Genomic DNA, 19630 nt, shown 5'->3' on the forward strand with positions numbered 1-19630 from the left:
TTGCCACCCGCCGAAACTCCAAGTCTTAGTATGCATATACTCTATTTAAACTTTTTCTTAAAACTAAACTTAAGCATATTCATGAGTCCTGGCTCTATAATATCGACTCCCAGTCCGAAATTACTATCTGCCACCGTATGATGATCTGTTCTAAATTGTTCAAATTCTGATTGTGGAATTTCCATGTTTACCAATGGGCTGTGTTCAATATAAACGCTGGCTCCGTTTTTGGTAATTTTCTTTCTGCTTTTATAATCAAAATAAGGATTGCTAATGGTACTTTCCTGAAGGGTATACTTTTCTTCGCTGTCTATTTTCTGATCTGTATAAAGATTGATTTCGTACTTTTCGCTGTCTAAATTATGCCAGAAAGGAAGATCTTTATGCATAAAATCGCGGGCGTTTGCCTTCACAACATTTCTGTCGAAATACATAAGAAAACGGTTCTTCTGTGCATCGGTATAGTAAGGATTATCAATAATCGCGGTGTATTGAATCTTCACCTCATTCAGCCTTTTATCATCACTTACTACATCTATGGATGCGTCTTTGAATACATTTCGTACATCCGTACCATTGCGGTCGTTAGAATAATTTAAAGCATAAAAAAGAAAACTGTTCCAGCTGTCTATAATTTCTCTTTTATTGGTGCTTTTAAAATACCTTCTCATGGCATTGGCTCTGTTTCCTTTATAGGTGGTAACCAGATTCAGTTTTCCGGTATTGCCCTGCACATTGAAATCTACTTTTTCATCTACACAGAAATAACTAAAGCGATGTGGCTTTCTCACCTGAAGTTCCTGATCAGCTTTCACTTCCAGATAATGCATAAAATAAATAAAACCTCTATTTTCGATCAGCCCAAATTCATCACGAATGGTTGCATCAATAAAGTATTCCTGCTCTTTATAATGAATCTTTACCACCACATGGTTAAAGCTTAACAAAGAAGGCAGATAATACTTAATATAATAATCTGTACTGAAATTAACGAGTACTACCGAAGCGTCTACCCCGATATAATCAAGAATCACCTTCAGTAAAACGGATTTTGCCTTACAGTCACCCTGTTTGTTTTCATAGGTAATGGCGGGTGCCTGAGGTTTATGACCATTCATTTCATCGGCATTGAAGATGTAATAAATATGGTTTTGAACATACTCAATCGCAAACTGAAGTTTTTCATCCAAATGAGTAATTGCATTCAGCTGCTCAACAAGATGGGGAGCAAAATCCCGTAACGAGGCTCCTTTAAAAATTTCATCATAAATAGGAACAATATAGTTGGAAAGGTCTTTCCAATTGCTTTCTGTGGCAAAGTCGATATAAGGAAATATTTCGCGCCCAGAATCTACAGGGTTGATATAGTTTTTCTCTTCAATCACAAACCGCTCTCCTCTATTTAAGTAACTTATTTCTGGTTCCAGAACATCCCCTTTCTCATCTCTGAAAAACGTTTTCTTATAAGCGATTTTCTGCTCACGTTCGTTGATAAATGTAAATTTAAAACTCCCATAAGCCCAATAATTGTCAGGACTTACCCAAACGTACTTTGAAAATTCTTTTCTCAGGAAATCACGGTCTGTAAAAACCTTCACTCTAGAATCTTCCAAAATAAGCACATCATACAACCTCAAGTCTTTGATGGTAATATTAATCTTTTTATTGCTGCTTAAAACTCCTCCACTGCTTTGGTTTTCGCTATCCAGCACCTTTATTTTTGTGTCCGGAATCTTATCGATAAGAACACCATCTCTCATTACACTTATTCTGTGGATCTGATAGACTTCATTTTCTTCCACCACCACATCAGAAACAGAAGCCCGCTCAAGGTTTCCCGGCTCATTCAATGTATAAGCCATACAGGCATATTCACTGTTTTCGGTATTGCTGGTGTAGTACTTTTTATCTAAAAAATAGCAGTAGTCGCGACCTTCGTCGGTTTGCTTTCTGGCAAATTCGGAGTCTTTGATGAGATTGATAATTTCCTGATCTCCGATATTTCCTGCCCATATTTCAGGTTTTTGAATCCTGTAATTTTCAACTTGCATTTGATTTTCCATATTTGTTATACGAATTTTGTGTTTTGGTTATAATCATTAAAAACTTCAAATTAAACAATTAAAAAAGTAAAATACAATAGAAGAACTGCGACAATTGATGAAAAATTTCGGCACAGTAATTGCGAGGTAAGGCCTAAAATCAAGTTTATGAAAATTTTAGCAACAATTCTAAAAGGGACCGCTCCTGCATTAGCATTATTCGCAATGACACAATGTACAACCACTTCAGGAGTATCCGCAGCTGATGAAAAAACATTCATCGTGGGACCACAAACTGCAGACTGTACAGGAGTAGCTCCAATGAAATGTCTGCAGGTAAAAGAAAATCCCTCAGGAAGCTGGACCAACTTGTACACCAATATTGAAGGCTTTACCTACGAGCCAGGGTACGAATATGTCTTAAAGGTAAAAACAGAAAAAATCGCTAATCCACCGGCTGACGGTTCTTCAATAAAATACACTTTGGTAAAGCAGGTTTCCAAAACGAAAAAAGAAATGACAGCATCTAATGAAAAAACACTTATCATTGGAGCTCAAACCGTTGACTGCTCTGCCGGAGCCGGACGTATGAAATGTATGCAGGCTAAAGAAAAAGCTTCTGAAAACTGGACCAATTTCTACAGCACTATTGAAGGATTCACGTACGAACCCGGGTATGAATATGTTTTGAAAGTAAAAACAGAAAAAATTGCCAATCCACCTGCAGATGCTTCTTCAATACAATATACTTTAATTGAACAGGTTTCTAAAACGAAAAAATAATAAAAAAAACTCCCGAATCTTTTCGGGAGTTTTTTATCAATAATATCGGCAAGGTTTCTTTTTATATACCGCCTTCTTTTTTCGGAGGATCCGGATATTTACCTTTAGTCGTTTCTCCTACAGTATTGGCTGTTGTCATCGCAACGACAAGATCATTCAGCATTCCGCTGGCTGCTGTGGGCGAGTTAGGCAATAATACCAGATTACTTCTGTTACTTGCTCCCACCGAATGTAATGTATCATAATGCTGGGTCACCACAATAAGAGCAGATGCCTCATGCGAATTGATATCTACATTATTCAGCATTCTCACAGATTCTTCAAGACCTTTTGCAATTTCTCTTCTCTGGTCTGCAATCCCCTGCCCCTGTAGCTTTTTAGATTCAGCTTCAGCTTTTGCCACCGCTACAATCCTGATTCTCTGTGCTTCAGACTCGTATTCTGCAGCTGTTTTTTCTCTTTCTGCAGCGTTGATTCTGTTCATAGCGTGTTTTACCTGTTCATCCGGATCAATATCAGTAACCAGGGCTTTGATAATATCATATCCGTAGCTGTTCATAGCTTCCTGAAGTTCACTCTTTACCGCAATAGCCACATCATCTTTTCTTACAAAAACATCATCCAGTTTCAATTTTGGAACTTCCGCTCTTACCACATCAAAAACAAATGAAGTAATTTGATTTTCAGGATTTTCCAAACGATAATAAGCATCCGCCACCTGATTTCTAATAACCTGATACTGAACAGAAACTTTCATTCTGATAAAAACATTGTCTAACGTTTTTGTATCAATAATCACATCCAGCTGCTGAATTCTGAGATTCAGTCTTTTAGCAATCTGATCAATGATTGGCAATTTAAGATGAAGCCCAGAATGCTTTACAGCCTGAAGCTTCCCAAAACGCTCTATAATGGCCGCAGTTTCCTGCTTTACCACAAAAAAAGACGCGAATAAAATGATTAGCCCAAAGAAAATAATGGGCGCTAAATAAATACTCATGGTTTGATTTTTTTAATAAGTCGCAATAATTTCTCTTTTGTTAAAAAACATCTTGTACAGTGTTTCATTAAATATAATAAAAATAAATTAAGTATCAGAAGATCAGATAAAAATACAGTAAGAAGATAAATAGCAACCTTATTTTTGGTTAAAACTATTCCGAAAAATCCTACTTTTGAATATTCATTTTACATCATGATCAATTCTAAAGAAATATTAAAAGAACATATCTCGAAATTTACATCTCTTACCGATGAACAGTTTGACTATGTTTTTGGGCATTTTGATTTAATTACCTTAAAAAAAGGCCAGAGCCTGATCGCTGAAGGAGATTTTGTGGATCATGAATATTTCGTTACAGAAGGATGCCTGAAAGCATTTTACCTGAATGACAATATGAAAATGTTTATTCTGCAGTTTGCCATGCCAACTTGGTGGGTGACAGATTTTGATGCACTTTATAATAAAACCAGGGCTACCATTCATGTAGACTGCATTACAAAAGCCAATATTCTTTCGATCTCCAATGAAAACAGAGAAAAGCTTTGCAATGAAATTCACGAAGTTGAACATTTTTTCAGATGGAGAACCAATAAAGGATATGTTGCTGCTCAGAAACGTCTGCTTTCTTTTATGAATAATGATGCCAAATTCCGTTATGAAGAGCTTCTGGCGATGTATCCTCAGCTATATAATCTCGTTCCCAAGCATCTTATCGCGTCCTATCTTGGTGTCACCAGGGAAACTTTGAGCAGACTTCACCAATAACTTTTTTCTTTTAGACTTTCGATTTTCGTGAGGTACATCACATAACATTCTCTTTGATTCGGCTGAACTTTGTGTCATCATTTAAAACCATAAAAAATGGACACAAAAAATTTTAAAGTCAACAATGAGAACAGTACGATCAACTGGATCGGAAGAAAAGTAACCGGTGCTCATAACGGAACAATTGATGTAAAAGAAGGAAATTTTACATTAGAAAACCATCAGCTTACTTCAGGAAAGTTTGTTATTGATACGAGATCTATCAAAATTCTTGATATTGAAGATCCTGAAACCAACACACAGTTTGCCAACCATCTGGCTTCTGATGATTTCTTTAATTCTGAACAGTTTCCTGATGCAAGTTTTGAAATCACTCATGCAGAACCGGGTGATCATAATCATTACTATGTAACCGGAAATCTTACGGTAAAAGGGATCACTCATTCTATTGATACAAATTTACACATCGTAACAATCAACAACGGTGCTGTTATAGAAACAAAGATTGTAATCGACAGAACGAAATTCAATATCAGATTCAGATCATCCAACTTCTTCACCAATCTTGGTGACACTTTGATCTACAACAACTTCGACTTAACAATTCGTCTTGTTGCGGAAACTCATTAATACAATTCAATTAGTAATAATCTTAAAATTTACCATCATGCCATTCATAAAAGTAGATGTACTTCGCGAAGATCTTACCCGCGAAATCAAACAGGAATTAATCAAAAAAATCAGTGAGGCTGTTGCCTCAGTTTTGAATAAAGATCCTCATTTAACCCATATTGTCATCAACGAAATTGAAGATGACAACTGGGGATATGCCGGAGAACAGGTTTCGGTATTAAAAGAACAGGGATTTTCAACAGAAAAAAAATAAATCAGCAATGGAAAAACAAACCGTAATTATAACAGGAGCCTCATCAGGTATAGGTCTGGAAACTGCACGTTATTTCTTAGACAGAGGTGATAATGTCATTATTAATTCACAAACAGCGTCCAAATTAGAGGAAGTATACCAGGAATTAGGCGCAGGAGAAAATCTGGCGATGGTTGCCGGAAATGTTTCAGACAAAGCAACAGGAGAAGCGCTGGCTCAAAAAGCTCTAGAAAGATTCGGATCTATTGACGTCCTTATCAATAATGCAGGTATTTTTGAAAACAAACCGTTCCTGGAAGTTACTGAAGAGTATCTGGACCGATTTTTAAGTACCAATTTAAAAGGAACATATTTCACGACACAAGCGGTGATTCCGCAAATGATTCAACAAAGAAATGGAGTGGTTATCAATATTGGGACACCATTGGTATATCATGCGATTGCCCAATCTCCTTCTACTGCTCCTATTTCGAGCAAAGGGGCTATTCATGCTTTAACGTTGCAGCTGGCTGCTGAGTTTGGAAAAGACAACATCAGGGTAAACACTGTTGCTCCCGGATTAATCAGAACTCCGATGCATGGTGCAGATATTGACAACAATGCGGGAATTCACCTGATTAATCGTATTGGTGAAGCTGAAGAAGTGGCACAAATGATTTATTCTATTGCCAAAAATTCATTAATTTCCGGTGCCATCATCAATGTGGACGGAGGAATGGGTGCAGGTCACCATTTATCATGAAACTATCATTAATTATAGCATGGCTGCTCAGCTTTCCGTTGAGCGGCCATGCACAAAATATAAAAGATATGAAAACCAATCCAAGTCCGGAAACGGAAATAAGAAACGTCATAGAGCAGTATTATTTCAAAGGAATTTATGTAGGAAATACCGAGCTTCTTTCAAAAGCATTTTATAAAGGAGCTTTACTTTTCGGTGACATCAACGGAGCTCCTTATTTTAAAACCTCTCAACAGTATATTGAAGGCGTCGGAAACCGGGTAAGCCCTGAAAAATCAGGAAAAGATTTTAAAGCCACTATTATTTCAATTGAGGTCATTAACAGTATTGCTATAGCCAAACTGAATGTAAAAATGTATGATTTTAATTATTATAATTTCATAACTTTCAATCATATAGACGGAAAGTGGCTTATCGTCAATAAAACATTAACCAACGTACAGCCTTAGTTCTCTTTTCACTTAAAAATCAACCCATTATGTGGAATAAAAACAGAATTACAAAATTATTGAATATTGAATATCCTATTCTGCAAGGTCCTTTTGGAGGTGGTCTTTCTACGGTTCAACTAACCTCAACGGTAAGTAATCTCGGTGGCTTGGGCGGATTTGGAGCTTACACTCTCTCTCCTCAGGAAATTTATGACACTCATAAAGAGATTCTTCTCAAAACGGATAAACCGTACAATCTTAATCTTTGGGTTAACGATCATGATATTATTGATGAAAAACACACAAAAAAACAATATCAAAAAGCAGTTACTGCTTTCAAACCTTATTTTGACCTTTTAAATACTGAAATTCCAGGTCCTCCACCCTCTTTTGAATCAAGATTTCAAAATCAGTTGCAGGTCGTTTTTGATTGTAAACCGAAAGTCTTCAGTTTCATGTTTGGACTGTTGAGCGAAAATATTATTGAAGATCTTCATCAGAAAGGAATTGTTGTGCTGGGAAATGCAACCACGCTTGATGAAGCGATTGCTTTAGAAAAAACAGGCGTAGATGCTATCGTTGCCTCTGGATTTGAAAGTGGCGGTCATCGTCCATCGTTTCTGGATCAGGCAGAACTTTCAACTACAGGTACCTTTGCTTTAATCCAGCTGACCAGGGAAAAAGTAAAAGTTCCTGTGATTGCGGCTGGCGGTATTGCGAACGGACGTGGTATTGCAGCTGCCTTCACTTTAGGAGCTGAAGCAGTACAAATCGGAACGGCATTTCTCGCTACAGAAGAATCGGGAGCTTTACAGATACACAAGGATTTCTTATTTTCTGATGTCGCCAGATCTACGACTCTGAGCAGAGCTTACACCGGAAGATTAGGACGCGGAATAACAACTCAGATAACCAGAGAGGTATTGACTGCTACTGACCAGACACTGCCGTTTCCTTTACAGACTTATTTCATGGGAGCGCTCCGAAAAGCAGCTTTAGAACAACAGAAGAATGATTTTGTTTTCTTCTGGTCCGGACAAATTGCACCTATTATACAATATAAAAAAGCCTCTACACTAATGAAATCACTAATTGAAGAGGCCTCTGAATTATTAAGATAAGGAAAATTTACACGGTCATACCGATTTCTATTCCTTTAATTTTTCTATACAGATCAGTAGCGTAATTATCCGTCATTCCTGAAACAAAATCTATGATACCCAGAACTTTCTGATAATCGGTTCCGTTATCGTAAACGAATTGCTTTGGAAGTAATTTCAAAGCTTTTTTGTCATAGGACTTCCTTTCGTCTTCAGGTTTCAGAATGGAAGGAATAAAATGATCCAACAACTCATACATTACGTTATAGCCGGCATTTTCAATTTCTACCACCGCTTTATGATTGTAGATTTTTTCCACAGAAAAACTATTGATATCCTGTAACGCTTTATTTTCTTTTTTATAAATATCCAATAAACCGTTATCCAGATTTCCTTCAAGAATTGTTTCAAAGTTGTGTTTATACATTTCAATGGATTTATTGATTAATGCATTGATTACTTTTGCTCTTAAATACGAAATCTGTTCATTTTCATTGGAAATAGAACTTAACTTGGTCTCAATTCTTTTAACATCGTCTGTTTCAGATTTTACCAGCTCAAAAAATAAATTTTTACAGTCTGCCGTGGAAACGATACCCAATCTGTGGGCATCTTCCATATCGATTATATTATAACAGATATCATCTGCCGCTTCTACCAACCATACAAAAGGATGTCTTTTGAAAATATGAGGTTCCTCACATTCTGAAATCAGTTGCGTTCCTTTGGCAATTTCAAGGAAAATATCTTTTTCATTCTGGAAAAATCCGAATTTTTTTCTGTGAATAATTCCTTTTTTCTTGGCAACAGCTTCACATGGATATTTGGCAATACTGGCCAGTGTTGAAAAGGTCAACTGAATTCCTCCGGCATCTTTTCCCTGCTGCTGCTGAGCCAACACTCTGATGGCGTTGGCATTCCCTTCAAAGTTCACCAGATCTGCCCATTCCTTTTCATTGAATTTGGATTTCAGATCCTTTTCATTTCTTTCAAAGTAGCTTGCGATGGCATCTTCTCCCGAATGTCCGAAAGCAGGATTTCCTACATCATGACACAAACATGCTGCAGCAATTACATTTCCTAAATTATATAAGTAGAAGTTTTTGGAGTCTTCTGTAAGTTCGTTTTTAAAATCATCAGCAATAAATTCACCAATAATACTTCCTAAGCTTCTCCCCACAGAGGATACTTCCAGAGAATGTGTAAGCCTGTTGTGAACAAATACACTTCCCGGAAGAGGAAAAACCTGAGTCTTATTCTGTAGTCTTCTGAATGCAGAAGAGAAGATAATTCTGTCGAAATCTCTCTGAAAATCAGTTCGTGAAACTTTGGTATGTGGATTGTTCCCTGTACGTTGATTGGTGAAAATCTGGTTTAAATTCATCATTTTTCAAAATTACTCCAAATTTTAATTGTACGGAATAGTATTTAGATTTTTATTAGAGAGATATTTCATACAAAAAATCTATTATAGTAAAAGCTTTAAGACCTAGAATTGCCATGGAAAATAGCTTACTTTTGAAACAACTAATACAACCGGAGAATCTTCTTTAATTCTTTATTCAAATTAAAATTATTTTTTATCATGAAAGACAATACATGGCTTCACCGATGGGATGAAAGATATGGCAACGAAGAGTTTGCCTATGGAACTGAACCTAATCATTACCTGAAAGAACAATTGGCTCAACTCGATCCTGGTAAAATATTATTTCCTGCCGAAGGTGAAGGGCGTAATGCGGTTTTCGCAGCTACGAAAGGATGGAATGTTCATGCTTTTGATATCAGTTCCAATGGGCAGAAGAAAGCACTTCAGCTTGCTGGGCAGAATGGCGTAACTGTTGATTATCAGGTGGGAGAACTTTCTACGCTGGGTTATCAGAAGGAACAGTTTGATGCTATTGCTCTTATCTATGCACATTTTCCAGCCGAGATAAAGTCTTCACTGCATAAAATGCTTGAAAAGTATCTGAAGAAAGGGGGGTACATTATTTTTGAAGCTTTCAGTAAAAAGCATCTTGATTATATTGCTAAAAATGAAAAAGTTGGCGGTCCAAAAGATATTGGATCATTGTTCTCTATTGAGGAAATAAAAGCTGATTTTCCGGATTATACGATTGTTGAGCTTACGGAGAAGGAAATCGAGCTTCATGAAGGACTGTTTCACAATGGAACAGGTTCTGTAATCCGATTTACAGGACAGAAACCTTTCTGATCAGATTTACTTTTTCAGTATTAACCCTCGGGTTTTCATAGGAATGGAATATTATTTGAACTTTTATTCCAAAAAAGTTATGCCAGAAGGTCCATCCATTATATTAATGAAAGAAAGTCTGCTGCCATTCACCGGTCAGCAGGTTACAGAAATCTCCGGTAATGCTCAGTTTGAAAAGGATTCTTTTGTAGGACAGATTTTACTCGAGATCCGCACTTTCGGAAAGCAGGTGATCCGAATTCATCTGTTAATGTTTGGTTCTTATAGTATCGATGAACAGACTAAGCCTGATAAAAGTTTACGTCTCGCTTTGTTTTTCTCTTCGGGAAGCATTTATTTTTATACGTGTTCTGTAAAAAGTGTTGACCTGGAGTATCTTTCTTACATTGACTGGGAGGCCGATATCATGAGTGATTCCTGGAATCCTGAAAAGGCAAAAGAAAAGCTGAAAGCGAACCCTACAATGATGGTTTGTGATGCTTTAATGAATCAGGATATATTTTCGGGCGTAGGAAATATCATTAAAAACGAAGTTCTTTTCAGAATTGGTGTACAGCCTGAAAGTCCTCTAGGCCATCTTCCTCCCGGAAAAATAAAAAAACTTATTGAGGAAGCCAGAAATTACAGTTTTGATTTTCTGAAATGGAAAAGAGAGTTTGTATTAAAAAAACACTGGCTGGTACATACCAGATCGACGTGTCCGGTTTGTGGTCAAAAACTGATCAAAAAGCAAACCGGTGCGGGGAAAAGAAGAAGCTTCTTTTGTGAAAAAGATCAGAAGCTTTATTAAAGTACGTACAAATTGGTGTTTATTCAGGATTCAGAAGACCGCCTGCAAATTTTGTAAAAAAATCGGCTTTGTATACTTCTCCAAGAGGGATTTCGGCGTCTTCGACATAGATGTTATGGTTATCAAATGAATCAATATAATTCATATTAACAACGTATGATTTACTTACTCTTATAAAGTTTTCTCCGGAGATTTTCTGATGAATGGTTTTCAGATTCATCGCTGTAATAAGCTTTTGCTGTCGGGTATGAATAACGACATAATCTTTCAATCCTTCTATAAATTTAATCTCTGAAAAACTTATTTTATAAAAACGTCTTTCTGCCTTAATAAATAAAAAGTCTGCTGTATTCGACTCTACCGTATTTTTCACGGTCTCTTTAGACAGAAGTTCTGTATATAAAATAGCTTTATCTATAGCTTTCTGCAATCGTTCAGTATCTATAGGTTTCAGGAGATAATCAACTGCTTCCAGCTCATAGCTTTTCAATGCATATTGAGAGTAAGCCGTGGTAAAGATAATCAGAGATCCTTTGGGCAGCATTTCGGCAAACTCAAGGCCGGTAACAAGCGGCATTTCAATATCCAGAAAAATCAAATCTACATCATTATCTTTTAGGAAATCCAATGCTGAAGGAGCGTTGGAGAATTCACCCAGAATGTCAATCTTGGATGTTTCTGTAATCAGGGAGCGCATTTCTGCTCTTGCCAGAGGTTCATCATCAACTACAATACAGTTCATACGGGAATTTTTAAGTTTACAATATACTCCTGGTCTTTGGATTCTATATTCAGTGCAAAGGTATCATTATAGAGAAGTTCCAGTCTTCTGGTAATATTGGCAAGTCCAAGTCCGCTGTTTTTTTTATCCGTCACAAAATGATCAGCGTTTTTTGAATTTACACATTCAAAATGAAGTTCTTTATTCTCAATATTGATTTTTATTCTCACATAAGATTCTTTTCCACTGATATCAATACTGTGTTTAACGGCATTTTCAACAAAAGTCGTAAACAAATTGGGGGAAATAAAGGTACTGTTGATCGTTATTCGATCTACTTCTGTAAGGATTTCAAAAGAAAAATGGTCCCTTCTTATTTTTTCGAGGTTTAAAAAATTGGATAAAAAATCAATTTCCGAAGTCAGTAAAGTTCTTTCTTCACTGTTTTCATAAAGTTGATATCTCAGAAATTCTGAAAGCTTAACGATCACCACAGAAGCTTTGGCAGGATCTGTTCTGATGAGTGCTTTCACATTATTCAGCATATTGAAAAGAAAATGAGGATTGATCTGGTTTCTCAGCGCATTGAGCTCCATATTTAAGGTAAGATTGCTGAGCTCATTGATTCTCTTGTTATCACTGATCCATTTCTGTAAAAGCTTAACGGTAGTAGTTGTCATAATAATAGGAATACACATCAAAACACCTTCGTAGATTCCTCCTCTTTCACTGTTCCGGCGAATGGTTTCAACCCTGAAATCATCAAAGAAAAACTTAAAACATGTGCCTATAAAATTAAGACCTACAATTCCCATCAGTATAAGAAGGATAAGATAAGTAATGTATCGTGCTTTAAAGAAAAACCGTGGCACCAACACATAAATATTAATATAAACCATCCCGATTAATGTACTGTACACAAATAAAAGGACATAGTACTGATATATCCCGGTGTACCAATGCCAGAACCTTGCACTGTATATCAAAAGGAAAAAGAAAACAAGAAACAGCAGATGCCTGTACATTCTGTAACGGTCTTCTATAAGAAAGCCCATCATCAATTCTTCTTTCACTTTCCAGGGGTTGTATTTCATAAATATCAGGCTTATATCATTCACAAAAATAGTCAATAACGGCAATTAAGGCTAGTTTATTATACAAAACCTGCATTTTATTATACTAATTGCAAAGCTCGCGGATTTCGTATAAAATACAGGCCGTTTCGTATAAAAACAAATCTGTACAATGATTTTCTGTATTCCTTTGTAGTGTTTAAAAAAACGCATATGGAATTAACAGCTTTTCACGAATTGACACAGGAGATCTCATTAGAATGTTTCTTTATGACGGAGGCCCAACAGGAAGAAAAGGTAATACAGCTTATTGATTTGCATCATTTTGTAGAATGCTTCGATCCGGAAATAAAGATCTTAGGTTACCTCCATCATCCAATTAATATTGTAGAACACGACGGCCATAAAAAAGGTATTCTTTTCTGCGATCTTAAATATGCTTCTGTACCGAACAGCAATGCTTCTGAAGAATTCAAAAGAAAGCACAACCTTTCAGAGCTGTGGTTCGTTTTTGTAGAGGAAACATTTGTCCCGAATACAAACAGCTATACCGATGCAATTATCGAGAACAGTCTTGATATTTTTTATGAAAGAATTTTTTCCTTCAACTTTTTCCAATCCGTTATCCATCCCTTAAAATAAATACCATGAAAACATTGAGAAGAGCTCTTCTCCCACTGGCAATACTTCCTTTTAAAAACATTGCTTATGCTCAGAAAAGGGACAGTATTCCACTGAAGGTCCGTGCCTTTTTTGCAGATAAAACTCCACAGGCAAGAAACTTTAATCTTGAATATACCTTTATTACGCCATCTTCTTTTTCTTCGCAGTTTCAGGGAAAAGATCAGCCGAACAACAAAGTAAAAACACTTCAGCAGGTAAAAGCTGATGCCAACATCTTCTTTATTAAAAAGAGAAACTGGCTTTTGAGCACTACGCTGAACTATCGCTTTACGTCCGTAAAAAATGATGCGCCTGTATTGCCGGGTATAGAAACTGAAGAAAATTTTCATTATCATTCGGAATCTTTGAATTTGAGCTATTTTTCAAAACTGTGGAACAAAACAGCTATTTATACAGCCACCGTTTCTACTGATGGAAGCGATCAACATTTTGAAAGAGTAAGAGGAATGGTAATCGCTTCTTTAATTTTGAAAGCCACTCCAAAAACCAAAATGAGCCTGGGCGTTGCAGGAATTATTGATCCCAGCACACAAATTCCCATCCTTCCTGTTTTCACCTATGAAAACCGTTTCAACAATGGCTGGGTATTGGATCTCCTTTTGCCTAAAAAGGTATTGATCAGGAAAGATATTTTTTCCAACGGCAGAATATCGCTGGGTACAGAAATGGATAACACCTCCTTCTACACCTACCGAAATAACAATACTTACGAATTTCGACAGGTAGCCCTTCATTCGGGAGCGATCTATGAGCACAATCTCGGAGGGAACTTTATAGGAACTTTTAAAACCGGGCTTAGAAATAACCTCAATGCAAGAGCATTCAATAAGCAGGATTCCTTTAATGATTATATATGGAAAGCTAATTATAAACCTTCTTTTTACTTCAATTTGGGGATTTCATACAATCCATTTGAAAAACGAAGAACCCGATAATTTCTGCCGTACCTCCCTATTATTTCAGTTATTATCACCGTTAAAAAACTGATAACAAACTCATTAAACTTATTAATTTCGTAATATCTGAATTTAAAACCGGATCCTACCAACATCGGAATTAAAAAAAAATTAAAATTTTCAACCTTACTCTTTAACTATTTCTAAAAAAACAAATCAAAGTATCATCTATGTGTGAATTTTCAAACATTTATAGATAATTCTTCTTTTCCTAAAAAGGAGAACAGATATTATATCCTAAACAATAGTAGATATTCCACATAGAATAATATACATAATAATATAGAATATGGCTGTACCCAAACAAATATTTCAGACTTTCAAAACGAAAAAACTTCCATTGATTACCCGATATCACATTTGGAATATGAAAAGGAAGAATCCTGAATACAGCTATTTTTTCTACGATGATCACGACATCGAAAAGTTCATAACGGAAGAATTCCCTCCTGAATATATTGAAAGTTATCACAAACTCACCATTGGAGCAGCAAAAGCTGATTTTTTCAGATATGCGGTTCTGTATAAAAAAGGAGGCATATATCTGGATATAGACAGCAGTATTACAAAACCCTTCAGGGAACTGATCAGAGAAAGTGATGAAGCTGTCATCAGCGCAGAGAGGCATGAAGGTCTTTATGTACAGTGGGGACTTATTTTCAACAGGAATCATCCTTTTTTGAAGAAAACCTTAGAATTGATGATTGACAATATAGAAAATCACCGTTATCCGAATAATGTACATGCTACAACAGGCCCAACAGTTTTCAGCAAAGGTATCAAACAATCTTTGCAGGAAAATCCAAGTATTCCTTTTACTTTATTCGACGGTATTGAATTCCGTGGCTATTTGAAATTCAAATATAAACTTGGTAAGTTTTTCCTGTACAAAAACAGATCTGAACATTGGAAGCAGCTGCAGGTAAGTCAGGATATTATTATTTAACAGGAAACCGACTTCTATCTAATGCCCACCCATCTTTGAGAACAGATTAATAACAATCACTCCGATAACAATTAATGCAATTCCAATAATTGCAGGTAGGTCAGGAATCTGTTTAAAAGCTACGACTCCGATAATGGTGATGAAAATAATTCCTACACCAGACCATATTGCATAGGTAACCCCAACGGGAATATGGCGGAGTGTAATACTTAGAAAATAAAAGGCGCAGGCATAGCCTATGACAGTTACAACAGACGGCCACAACTTTGAGAATTCTTCCGATTTCTTTAGAAAAGTAGTGGCAATAATCTCAAATACAATTGCTAAAGCAAGAAAAATATAACTGCGTCCCATACCCTTATTCTTTACACAAAAATAAGAAAAGCATTCTGCCATTCCTAGGATCACATCCATAAAGTACACGAAATAAACACGTAAAAAAAACAGCAGCACATAAATATTTATCCCTTTATAGAGAGATATATAATTTATTTTTTAATAAAGCTGTAAAGGAGCACACCTACAAATCAAAAACAACCCCATACACAATAAACTCATTTATAGCAAATTAAAACATGCCATCACAAATTGAAGTAGAGGTACTCATCGGACAATTGTGTCATTTTTTTGCGTTTTGCCACATATCATAATTCCCATTGTCATGAAATCTGACACTTGATAAGAAAAAATTTTGTTAATCAAAATTCATCAAAAATAAATTTAGTTAACATAAAAAAGCAGTTTTACGCTAAAATTTTTCATTCAAAAAACACACTTCAGGGAGGTGTTATGCGTCACATTATTTATTTTTTGTTTTATCAAGTCCACTATAGAAGTCTTTAAAAGGTTATCGTTTTCACATTATTTTACACACAGAACAAAAAATGTATTAATAAATTCTCAATAATGTATTAATTTATTGTAAACAAAAATTCACAAATAAATGAACAAAACACACCGTAATACACTGATATACATCATAATGTTTTGTTTTGGCACGTGATTTGAAAGCAGTAATATTGCAATTGAAAGATTGATAAAAAAAAGTCAAATAATTAAAAATAATACAAAATGGTAACTTATATCGGTATCGCAACATGTTTAGTAGTGTTTACTTCATATTTCATGACAGCAAGAAGAGAAAGAAACTAATAATAAAATAACATAAGTTTATAGAAATAGCTATACTCATTATATTGTTTTATGTTTTTTTAAACTGAAGATCAGTTGCTCTTTTACTCATTGTGGTAAAAGGGCCTAAAAACATAAACAGAAAAATCTTAGTTTCATAACAAATTTAATATCCAAATGAATAAAGCCGGGCTCCAGTCGGGCTTTATTTTTTGTTTTATTTTTACAACTACTCTTCTCAAATCGGCCTTCTGGACTACCTTTTTATTCTCATTCAGGATGTGATACAACATTCAATAAAGCTTTATCTTTGCAGTATTCAAATTATGAATTATCATTATGAATTTGTACAATCTTATTATTCAAGATAAAGAAGAGGTAACCTTAAATGAGGTATTTCTTGATAACAACAACAGAGCGCAGCTTGTACAGCTCATCAAAGAACACACTTATATCAAAGAACTTCAGGAATACGGACTTCCGGTAAACAATAAAATTCTGCTGCAGGGAAGCTCTGGGTGCGGAAAAACAATGACCGCAAAAGCTATCGCCAACGCTTTGGGAAAAAACATTATTATTCTGAATCTGAGCAATATTGTTTCATCCCGAATTGGAGAAACTTCTCAAAATATTAAAATGATATTTGACAAAGCCGGCAGGGAAAGATCTGTTCTTTTTCTTGATGAACTCGACCAGATTGGAAAAGCCAGGGGCAGTGATGATAAAGATGTAGGAGAAATGAGAAGACTGGTGAATACCCTGATTCAGTTGATTGATTACTATCCCGAAAATGCCCTTTTACTTTGTGCGACCAATCATCCTGAAATCATTGATACAGCCTTATTAAGACGTTTCCAGTTAAAAATCAACTACGAAATGCCCTCCGACAAATTTCTGAATACCTATTATGATCAGCTTTTGAGCAGGTTTCCCGAAGATATGAGAACTATTGAGCGCAAATACTCTATTTCTTTTGCCGAGGCTAAAGATTACGCTCTTACAGCAGTTAAAGCAGCTTTAATTAATAAACTGGAAACCCAAAAACCTATCCGGTCATGAAAGAAGACATTCTGCAAAACCTTGAAAACATCAACCTCCGAATAGTCAATGCCTGTAAAAAAGTGGGAAGAAATCCTGATGAAGTTCAATTGCTTTTGGCAACCAAAACCGTTTCTGCAGAACGTATTCAAATTGCTTTGGAAAAAGGATACACCCTGATTGCAGAAAATAAAGTACAGGAATTAAAAGAAAAATATGAAGCCCTAAAGGCAATTCCTCACGACAATCACTTTATAGGACATCTTCAGACCAACAAAATCAAAGATATTCTGAAATATGACGTTACCTGCGTACAATCTTTGGATCGTTTTGATCTGGCTGAAAAACTCCATCAAAAGCTTTTCGCTGAAAACAAAACCATTGAGGTACTCATTCAGGTAAACACGTCCAATGAAGAAAGCAAATTTGGAGTAAATCCCGAAAACGCTATTGAACTTATCACAAAAATCGCTGAATTTTCTACCTTAAAAATAAAAGGATTGATGACTATTGGGCTTTTCAGTGCCGAAACAGAAAAAGTAAGAACCTGCTTTAAAATCTTGAAAAACCTACAGGAGGAAATTATTCGAAGAGATATTCCTAATGTAGAAATGAAAGAGCTTTCTATGGGAATGAGTGGAGATATGGAAATAGCAATTGAAGAAGGAGCCACTATTATACGTTTAGGAACCGCTGTCTTTGGAGCAAGAACTCTTCCCGATATTTATTATTGGGACGAAACAAAAACCGGGGAATAAGAAAAGAGCCTATTACAGCCTATACCGGTTAATAAATCGGTATAATTTTTGATTATAAATCACTAGAAACCAAACAAATGCATTTATGATTAAAAAATTACTCTTCGGCTGTCTATTATTGACAGTATTATTCTTTTATTCTTGTGAAAAAGAAAACACACAGATGAAAAGTGGAATCTCCATTGAAACTATTTCAATGATTACTGTACTTACTATGGGTGTAGCCATTCTGATTGCTTACAGCTATAAGAGAAGATAAAGAAAAACAATACAATATTTCAAGAGCCATCTTTCAAACCGAGAGATGGTTTTGTATTGTATACTATAGTTTCTTTATTTCTATACTTAATTTCATGAATTTACGGATACAATTCATGGGAAATTCATAAAAATATAATACATTTCAAAAAACTTTTACCGTATACCATTCCATGAAAAATATACTCACATTACTACTTGCACCCTTACTTTCTTGTAGCTGTATTCAGAAGCAAGAGACTGAAAAAGAAAACGCAATACAATACACAGACAAAAGGAATTCAAAATTTAAGACCCCCATAAAGTTCGAGTATCTTTCCGATTACCCCGAAATTAAAGATTCAGCAAAGTTTATTACCAATCTTAGAGGCGCGTTTGATCTTAAGATTTCTGAAAGCCCGGTTCAGCAGGAAGGCGAGAAAATTACAGCTTTTAAAAAGGTTAAAATAAATGGTTCTAACCAGGATTATTATTTTATCGAATACGATTGGAAAGCTGGCTCTACAGCGGAATATCCATGGAAATATCAGCTTATATTGACAAAGGAAGGAAAGCTTGTCAAAACATTAGAAGCTCAACGCTATGAATTTGTTTCTATTTTCCCTAAAGAAAACCCTTTTTTACTGGCAACTATTGTTACAGGACAAGGTAATGGCGGACATGATATCTATAAAGTAACAGCAGATACTTTGGAGAATGTCTACGAAGGCTATTACGATTATGATCTGAGAACTTACGATGCTCATGAAGACAGTAAAATTTACGAGCCTAACGAGTTAAAATTAACCGTTAAAGACTTCAATAATGATGGATTCAACGACTTTGCATTTTCAGGAAAAATAGTCCTGATTCAGGGATTAACACCGCAGGGAGACTGGTATGATGCAGAAACGATTAACGGTAAAGAAGTCAATTATTCCGTTGATCATCCTTTCAAAAAAATTCCTGTAGAATATATTTTTCTTTATGATAAAAAAACAGGACATTTTAAGGAAAAGGAAAATTATACCGAGAAATATCATTTATTCAAATAATAACACCCATGAAATATATCTTTCTTATCATCACGATTGCAATACAGTTCTCACTAATTGTTTCTTTACAACTGTTAGACGGTTTTGAAATTATTATTGGGATTTTTATAGCCTGCCTTCTGGTAGGTGCTTTGCTTTATTTTTTAAAATCTGAAAAGCTTTCACACTTCAAAAGTTTGGGGTTTGGTCTTTTTTATGGCTCTCTAATTTCTCTAGTAAGCACAATTGGCTTTATGATATGGCTTTCTTATAATTTCCCGATATAATAATTAAA

General features: G+C 35.5%; 22 protein-coding genes. 16 read left to right on the forward strand and 6 right to left on the reverse strand.

Annotated features, from left to right (window positions below; translation table 11 throughout):
* Positions 1 to 41: 41 nt before the first annotated feature.
* Positions 42 to 2063: a hypothetical protein gene (locus ACQ76T_RS09180; RefSeq protein ID WP_431343005.1), complete on the reverse strand. Its 2022-nt coding sequence runs from the start codon at positions 2061 to 2063 to the stop codon at positions 42 to 44.
* A 147-nt stretch (positions 2064 to 2210) separates the two neighbouring features.
* Here ACQ76T_RS09180 and ACQ76T_RS09185 point away from each other — a divergent pair, with 147 nt between their 5' ends.
* On the forward strand, positions 2211 to 2825 hold the full coding sequence (locus ACQ76T_RS09185; protein ID WP_431343006.1) for a DUF4377 domain-containing protein: 615 nt from the start codon (positions 2211 to 2213) through the stop codon (positions 2823 to 2825).
* Positions 2826 to 2886: 61 nt separating this feature from the next.
* Here the strand turns inward: ACQ76T_RS09185 and ACQ76T_RS09190 are convergent, their stop codons facing one another.
* Positions 2887 to 3825, reverse strand: coding sequence for an SPFH domain-containing protein (locus ACQ76T_RS09190; RefSeq protein ID WP_431343007.1), 939 nt, complete (start codon positions 3823 to 3825; stop codon positions 2887 to 2889).
* Positions 3826 to 3969: 144 nt separating this feature from the next.
* Here ACQ76T_RS09190 and ACQ76T_RS09195 point away from each other — a divergent pair, with 144 nt between their 5' ends.
* The 6 genes from ACQ76T_RS09195 (at position 3970) to ACQ76T_RS09220 (ending at position 7773) form a co-directional block, all read left to right on the forward strand.
* Positions 3970 to 4593 carry a Crp/Fnr family transcriptional regulator gene (locus tag ACQ76T_RS09195; protein WP_431343008.1) on the forward strand — a complete coding sequence of 208 codons (624 nt, stop codon included), beginning with the start codon at positions 3970 to 3972 and terminating at the stop codon, positions 4591 to 4593.
* Positions 4594 to 4689: 96 nt separating this feature from the next.
* Positions 4690 to 5223 carry a YceI family protein gene (locus ACQ76T_RS09200; RefSeq protein ID WP_431343009.1) on the forward strand — a complete coding sequence of 178 codons (534 nt, stop codon included), beginning with the start codon at positions 4690 to 4692 and terminating at the stop codon, positions 5221 to 5223.
* A 37-nt stretch (positions 5224 to 5260) separates the two neighbouring features.
* Complete coding sequence (locus ACQ76T_RS09205) at positions 5261 to 5479, forward strand: tautomerase family protein (RefSeq protein WP_431343010.1); 219 nt, start codon at positions 5261 to 5263, stop codon at positions 5477 to 5479.
* A 7-nt stretch (positions 5480 to 5486) separates the two neighbouring features.
* Positions 5487 to 6221 (forward strand): SDR family NAD(P)-dependent oxidoreductase, encoded by a 735-nt coding sequence (locus ACQ76T_RS09210; RefSeq protein ID WP_431343011.1) that lies wholly within the window; start codon positions 5487 to 5489, stop codon positions 6219 to 6221.
* The gene (locus ACQ76T_RS09215; RefSeq protein ID WP_431343012.1) at positions 6218 to 6670 is read left to right on the forward strand and encodes a nuclear transport factor 2 family protein; all 453 of its coding nucleotides are present in this window, start codon (positions 6218 to 6220) and stop codon (positions 6668 to 6670) included. The genes ACQ76T_RS09210 and ACQ76T_RS09215 overlap by 4 nt, the downstream gene beginning before the upstream one ends.
* Positions 6671 to 6699: 29 nt before the next feature.
* Positions 6700 to 7773, forward strand: a complete 1074-nt coding sequence (locus tag ACQ76T_RS09220) for an NAD(P)H-dependent flavin oxidoreductase (protein WP_431343013.1) — start codon at positions 6700 to 6702, stop codon at positions 7771 to 7773.
* Between the two features lie 7 nt (positions 7774 to 7780).
* On the opposite strand, the gene ACQ76T_RS09225 is transcribed toward ACQ76T_RS09220, so the two are convergent.
* Positions 7781 to 9136: a deoxyguanosinetriphosphate triphosphohydrolase gene (locus ACQ76T_RS09225; RefSeq protein ID WP_431343729.1), complete on the reverse strand. Its 1356-nt coding sequence runs from the start codon at positions 9134 to 9136 to the stop codon at positions 7781 to 7783.
* 201 nt (positions 9137 to 9337) lie between these two features.
* Between ACQ76T_RS09225 and ACQ76T_RS09230 the strand changes: the two genes are divergently transcribed.
* A complete protein-coding gene (locus tag ACQ76T_RS09230) occupies positions 9338 to 9967 on the forward strand; it encodes a class I SAM-dependent methyltransferase (RefSeq protein WP_431343014.1) in 630 nt (209 codons plus the stop codon).
* 79 nt (positions 9968 to 10046) lie between these two features.
* Positions 10047 to 10757, forward strand: a complete 711-nt coding sequence (locus ACQ76T_RS09235) for an endonuclease (protein ID WP_431343015.1) — start codon at positions 10047 to 10049, stop codon at positions 10755 to 10757.
* A gap of 19 nt (positions 10758 to 10776) precedes the next feature.
* Here the strand turns inward: ACQ76T_RS09235 and ACQ76T_RS09240 are convergent, their stop codons facing one another.
* Together ACQ76T_RS09240 and ACQ76T_RS09245 are read right to left on the reverse strand one after the other, a co-directional pair.
* Positions 10777 to 11499, reverse strand: a complete 723-nt coding sequence (locus tag ACQ76T_RS09240) for a LytR/AlgR family response regulator transcription factor (RefSeq protein ID WP_431343016.1) — start codon at positions 11497 to 11499, stop codon at positions 10777 to 10779.
* Positions 11496 to 12572, reverse strand: a complete 1077-nt coding sequence (locus tag ACQ76T_RS09245; protein WP_431343017.1) for a sensor histidine kinase — start codon at positions 12570 to 12572, stop codon at positions 11496 to 11498. The genes ACQ76T_RS09240 and ACQ76T_RS09245 overlap by 4 nt, the downstream gene beginning before the upstream one ends.
* 192 nt (positions 12573 to 12764) lie before the next feature.
* Between ACQ76T_RS09245 and ACQ76T_RS09250 the strand changes: the two genes are divergently transcribed.
* The 3 genes from ACQ76T_RS09250 to ACQ76T_RS09260 all read left to right on the forward strand — a co-directional run bounded on the left by ACQ76T_RS09250 (position 12765) and on the right by ACQ76T_RS09260 (position 15137).
* Complete coding sequence (locus ACQ76T_RS09250; RefSeq protein ID WP_431343018.1) at positions 12765 to 13193, forward strand: hypothetical protein; 429 nt, start codon at positions 12765 to 12767, stop codon at positions 13191 to 13193.
* 5 nt (positions 13194 to 13198) lie between these two features.
* Positions 13199 to 14170 (forward strand): DUF6268 family outer membrane beta-barrel protein, encoded by a 972-nt coding sequence (locus tag ACQ76T_RS09255; protein WP_431343019.1) that lies wholly within the window; start codon positions 13199 to 13201, stop codon positions 14168 to 14170.
* Between the two features lie 310 nt (positions 14171 to 14480).
* A complete protein-coding gene (locus ACQ76T_RS09260) occupies positions 14481 to 15137 on the forward strand; it encodes a glycosyltransferase family 32 protein (RefSeq protein ID WP_431343020.1) in 657 nt (218 codons plus the stop codon).
* 18 nt (positions 15138 to 15155) lie between these two features.
* On the opposite strand, the gene ACQ76T_RS09265 is transcribed toward ACQ76T_RS09260, so the two are convergent.
* Positions 15156 to 15491, reverse strand: coding sequence for a DMT family transporter (locus ACQ76T_RS09265; protein WP_431343021.1), 336 nt, complete (start codon positions 15489 to 15491; stop codon positions 15156 to 15158).
* Positions 15492 to 16607: 1116 nt separating this feature from the next.
* Between ACQ76T_RS09265 and ACQ76T_RS09270 the strand changes: the two genes are divergently transcribed.
* From ACQ76T_RS09270 to ACQ76T_RS09285, 4 genes are all read left to right on the forward strand, one after another.
* Positions 16608 to 17327, forward strand: coding sequence for an AAA family ATPase (locus ACQ76T_RS09270; RefSeq protein ID WP_431343022.1), 720 nt, complete (start codon positions 16608 to 16610; stop codon positions 17325 to 17327).
* Entirely contained in the window at positions 17324 to 18064 is a 741-nt protein-coding gene (locus tag ACQ76T_RS09275; RefSeq protein WP_431343023.1) for a YggS family pyridoxal phosphate-dependent enzyme, read from the forward strand. Before ACQ76T_RS09270 ends, ACQ76T_RS09275 begins: the two co-directional genes overlap by 4 nt.
* 431 nt (positions 18065 to 18495) lie before the next feature.
* The gene (locus ACQ76T_RS09280) at positions 18496 to 19356 is read left to right on the forward strand and encodes a hypothetical protein (RefSeq protein WP_431343024.1); all 861 of its coding nucleotides are present in this window, start codon (positions 18496 to 18498) and stop codon (positions 19354 to 19356) included.
* 8 nt (positions 19357 to 19364) lie between these two features.
* The gene (locus tag ACQ76T_RS09285; RefSeq protein ID WP_431343025.1) at positions 19365 to 19622 is read left to right on the forward strand and encodes a hypothetical protein; all 258 of its coding nucleotides are present in this window, start codon (positions 19365 to 19367) and stop codon (positions 19620 to 19622) included.
* The last annotated feature ends 8 nt before the right edge of the window (positions 19623 to 19630 follow it).

This window comes from Chryseobacterium sp. JK1 (assembly GCF_050632815.1).
In the GTDB taxonomy this organism is placed as follows: Bacteria; Bacteroidota; Bacteroidia; order Flavobacteriales; family Weeksellaceae; genus Chryseobacterium.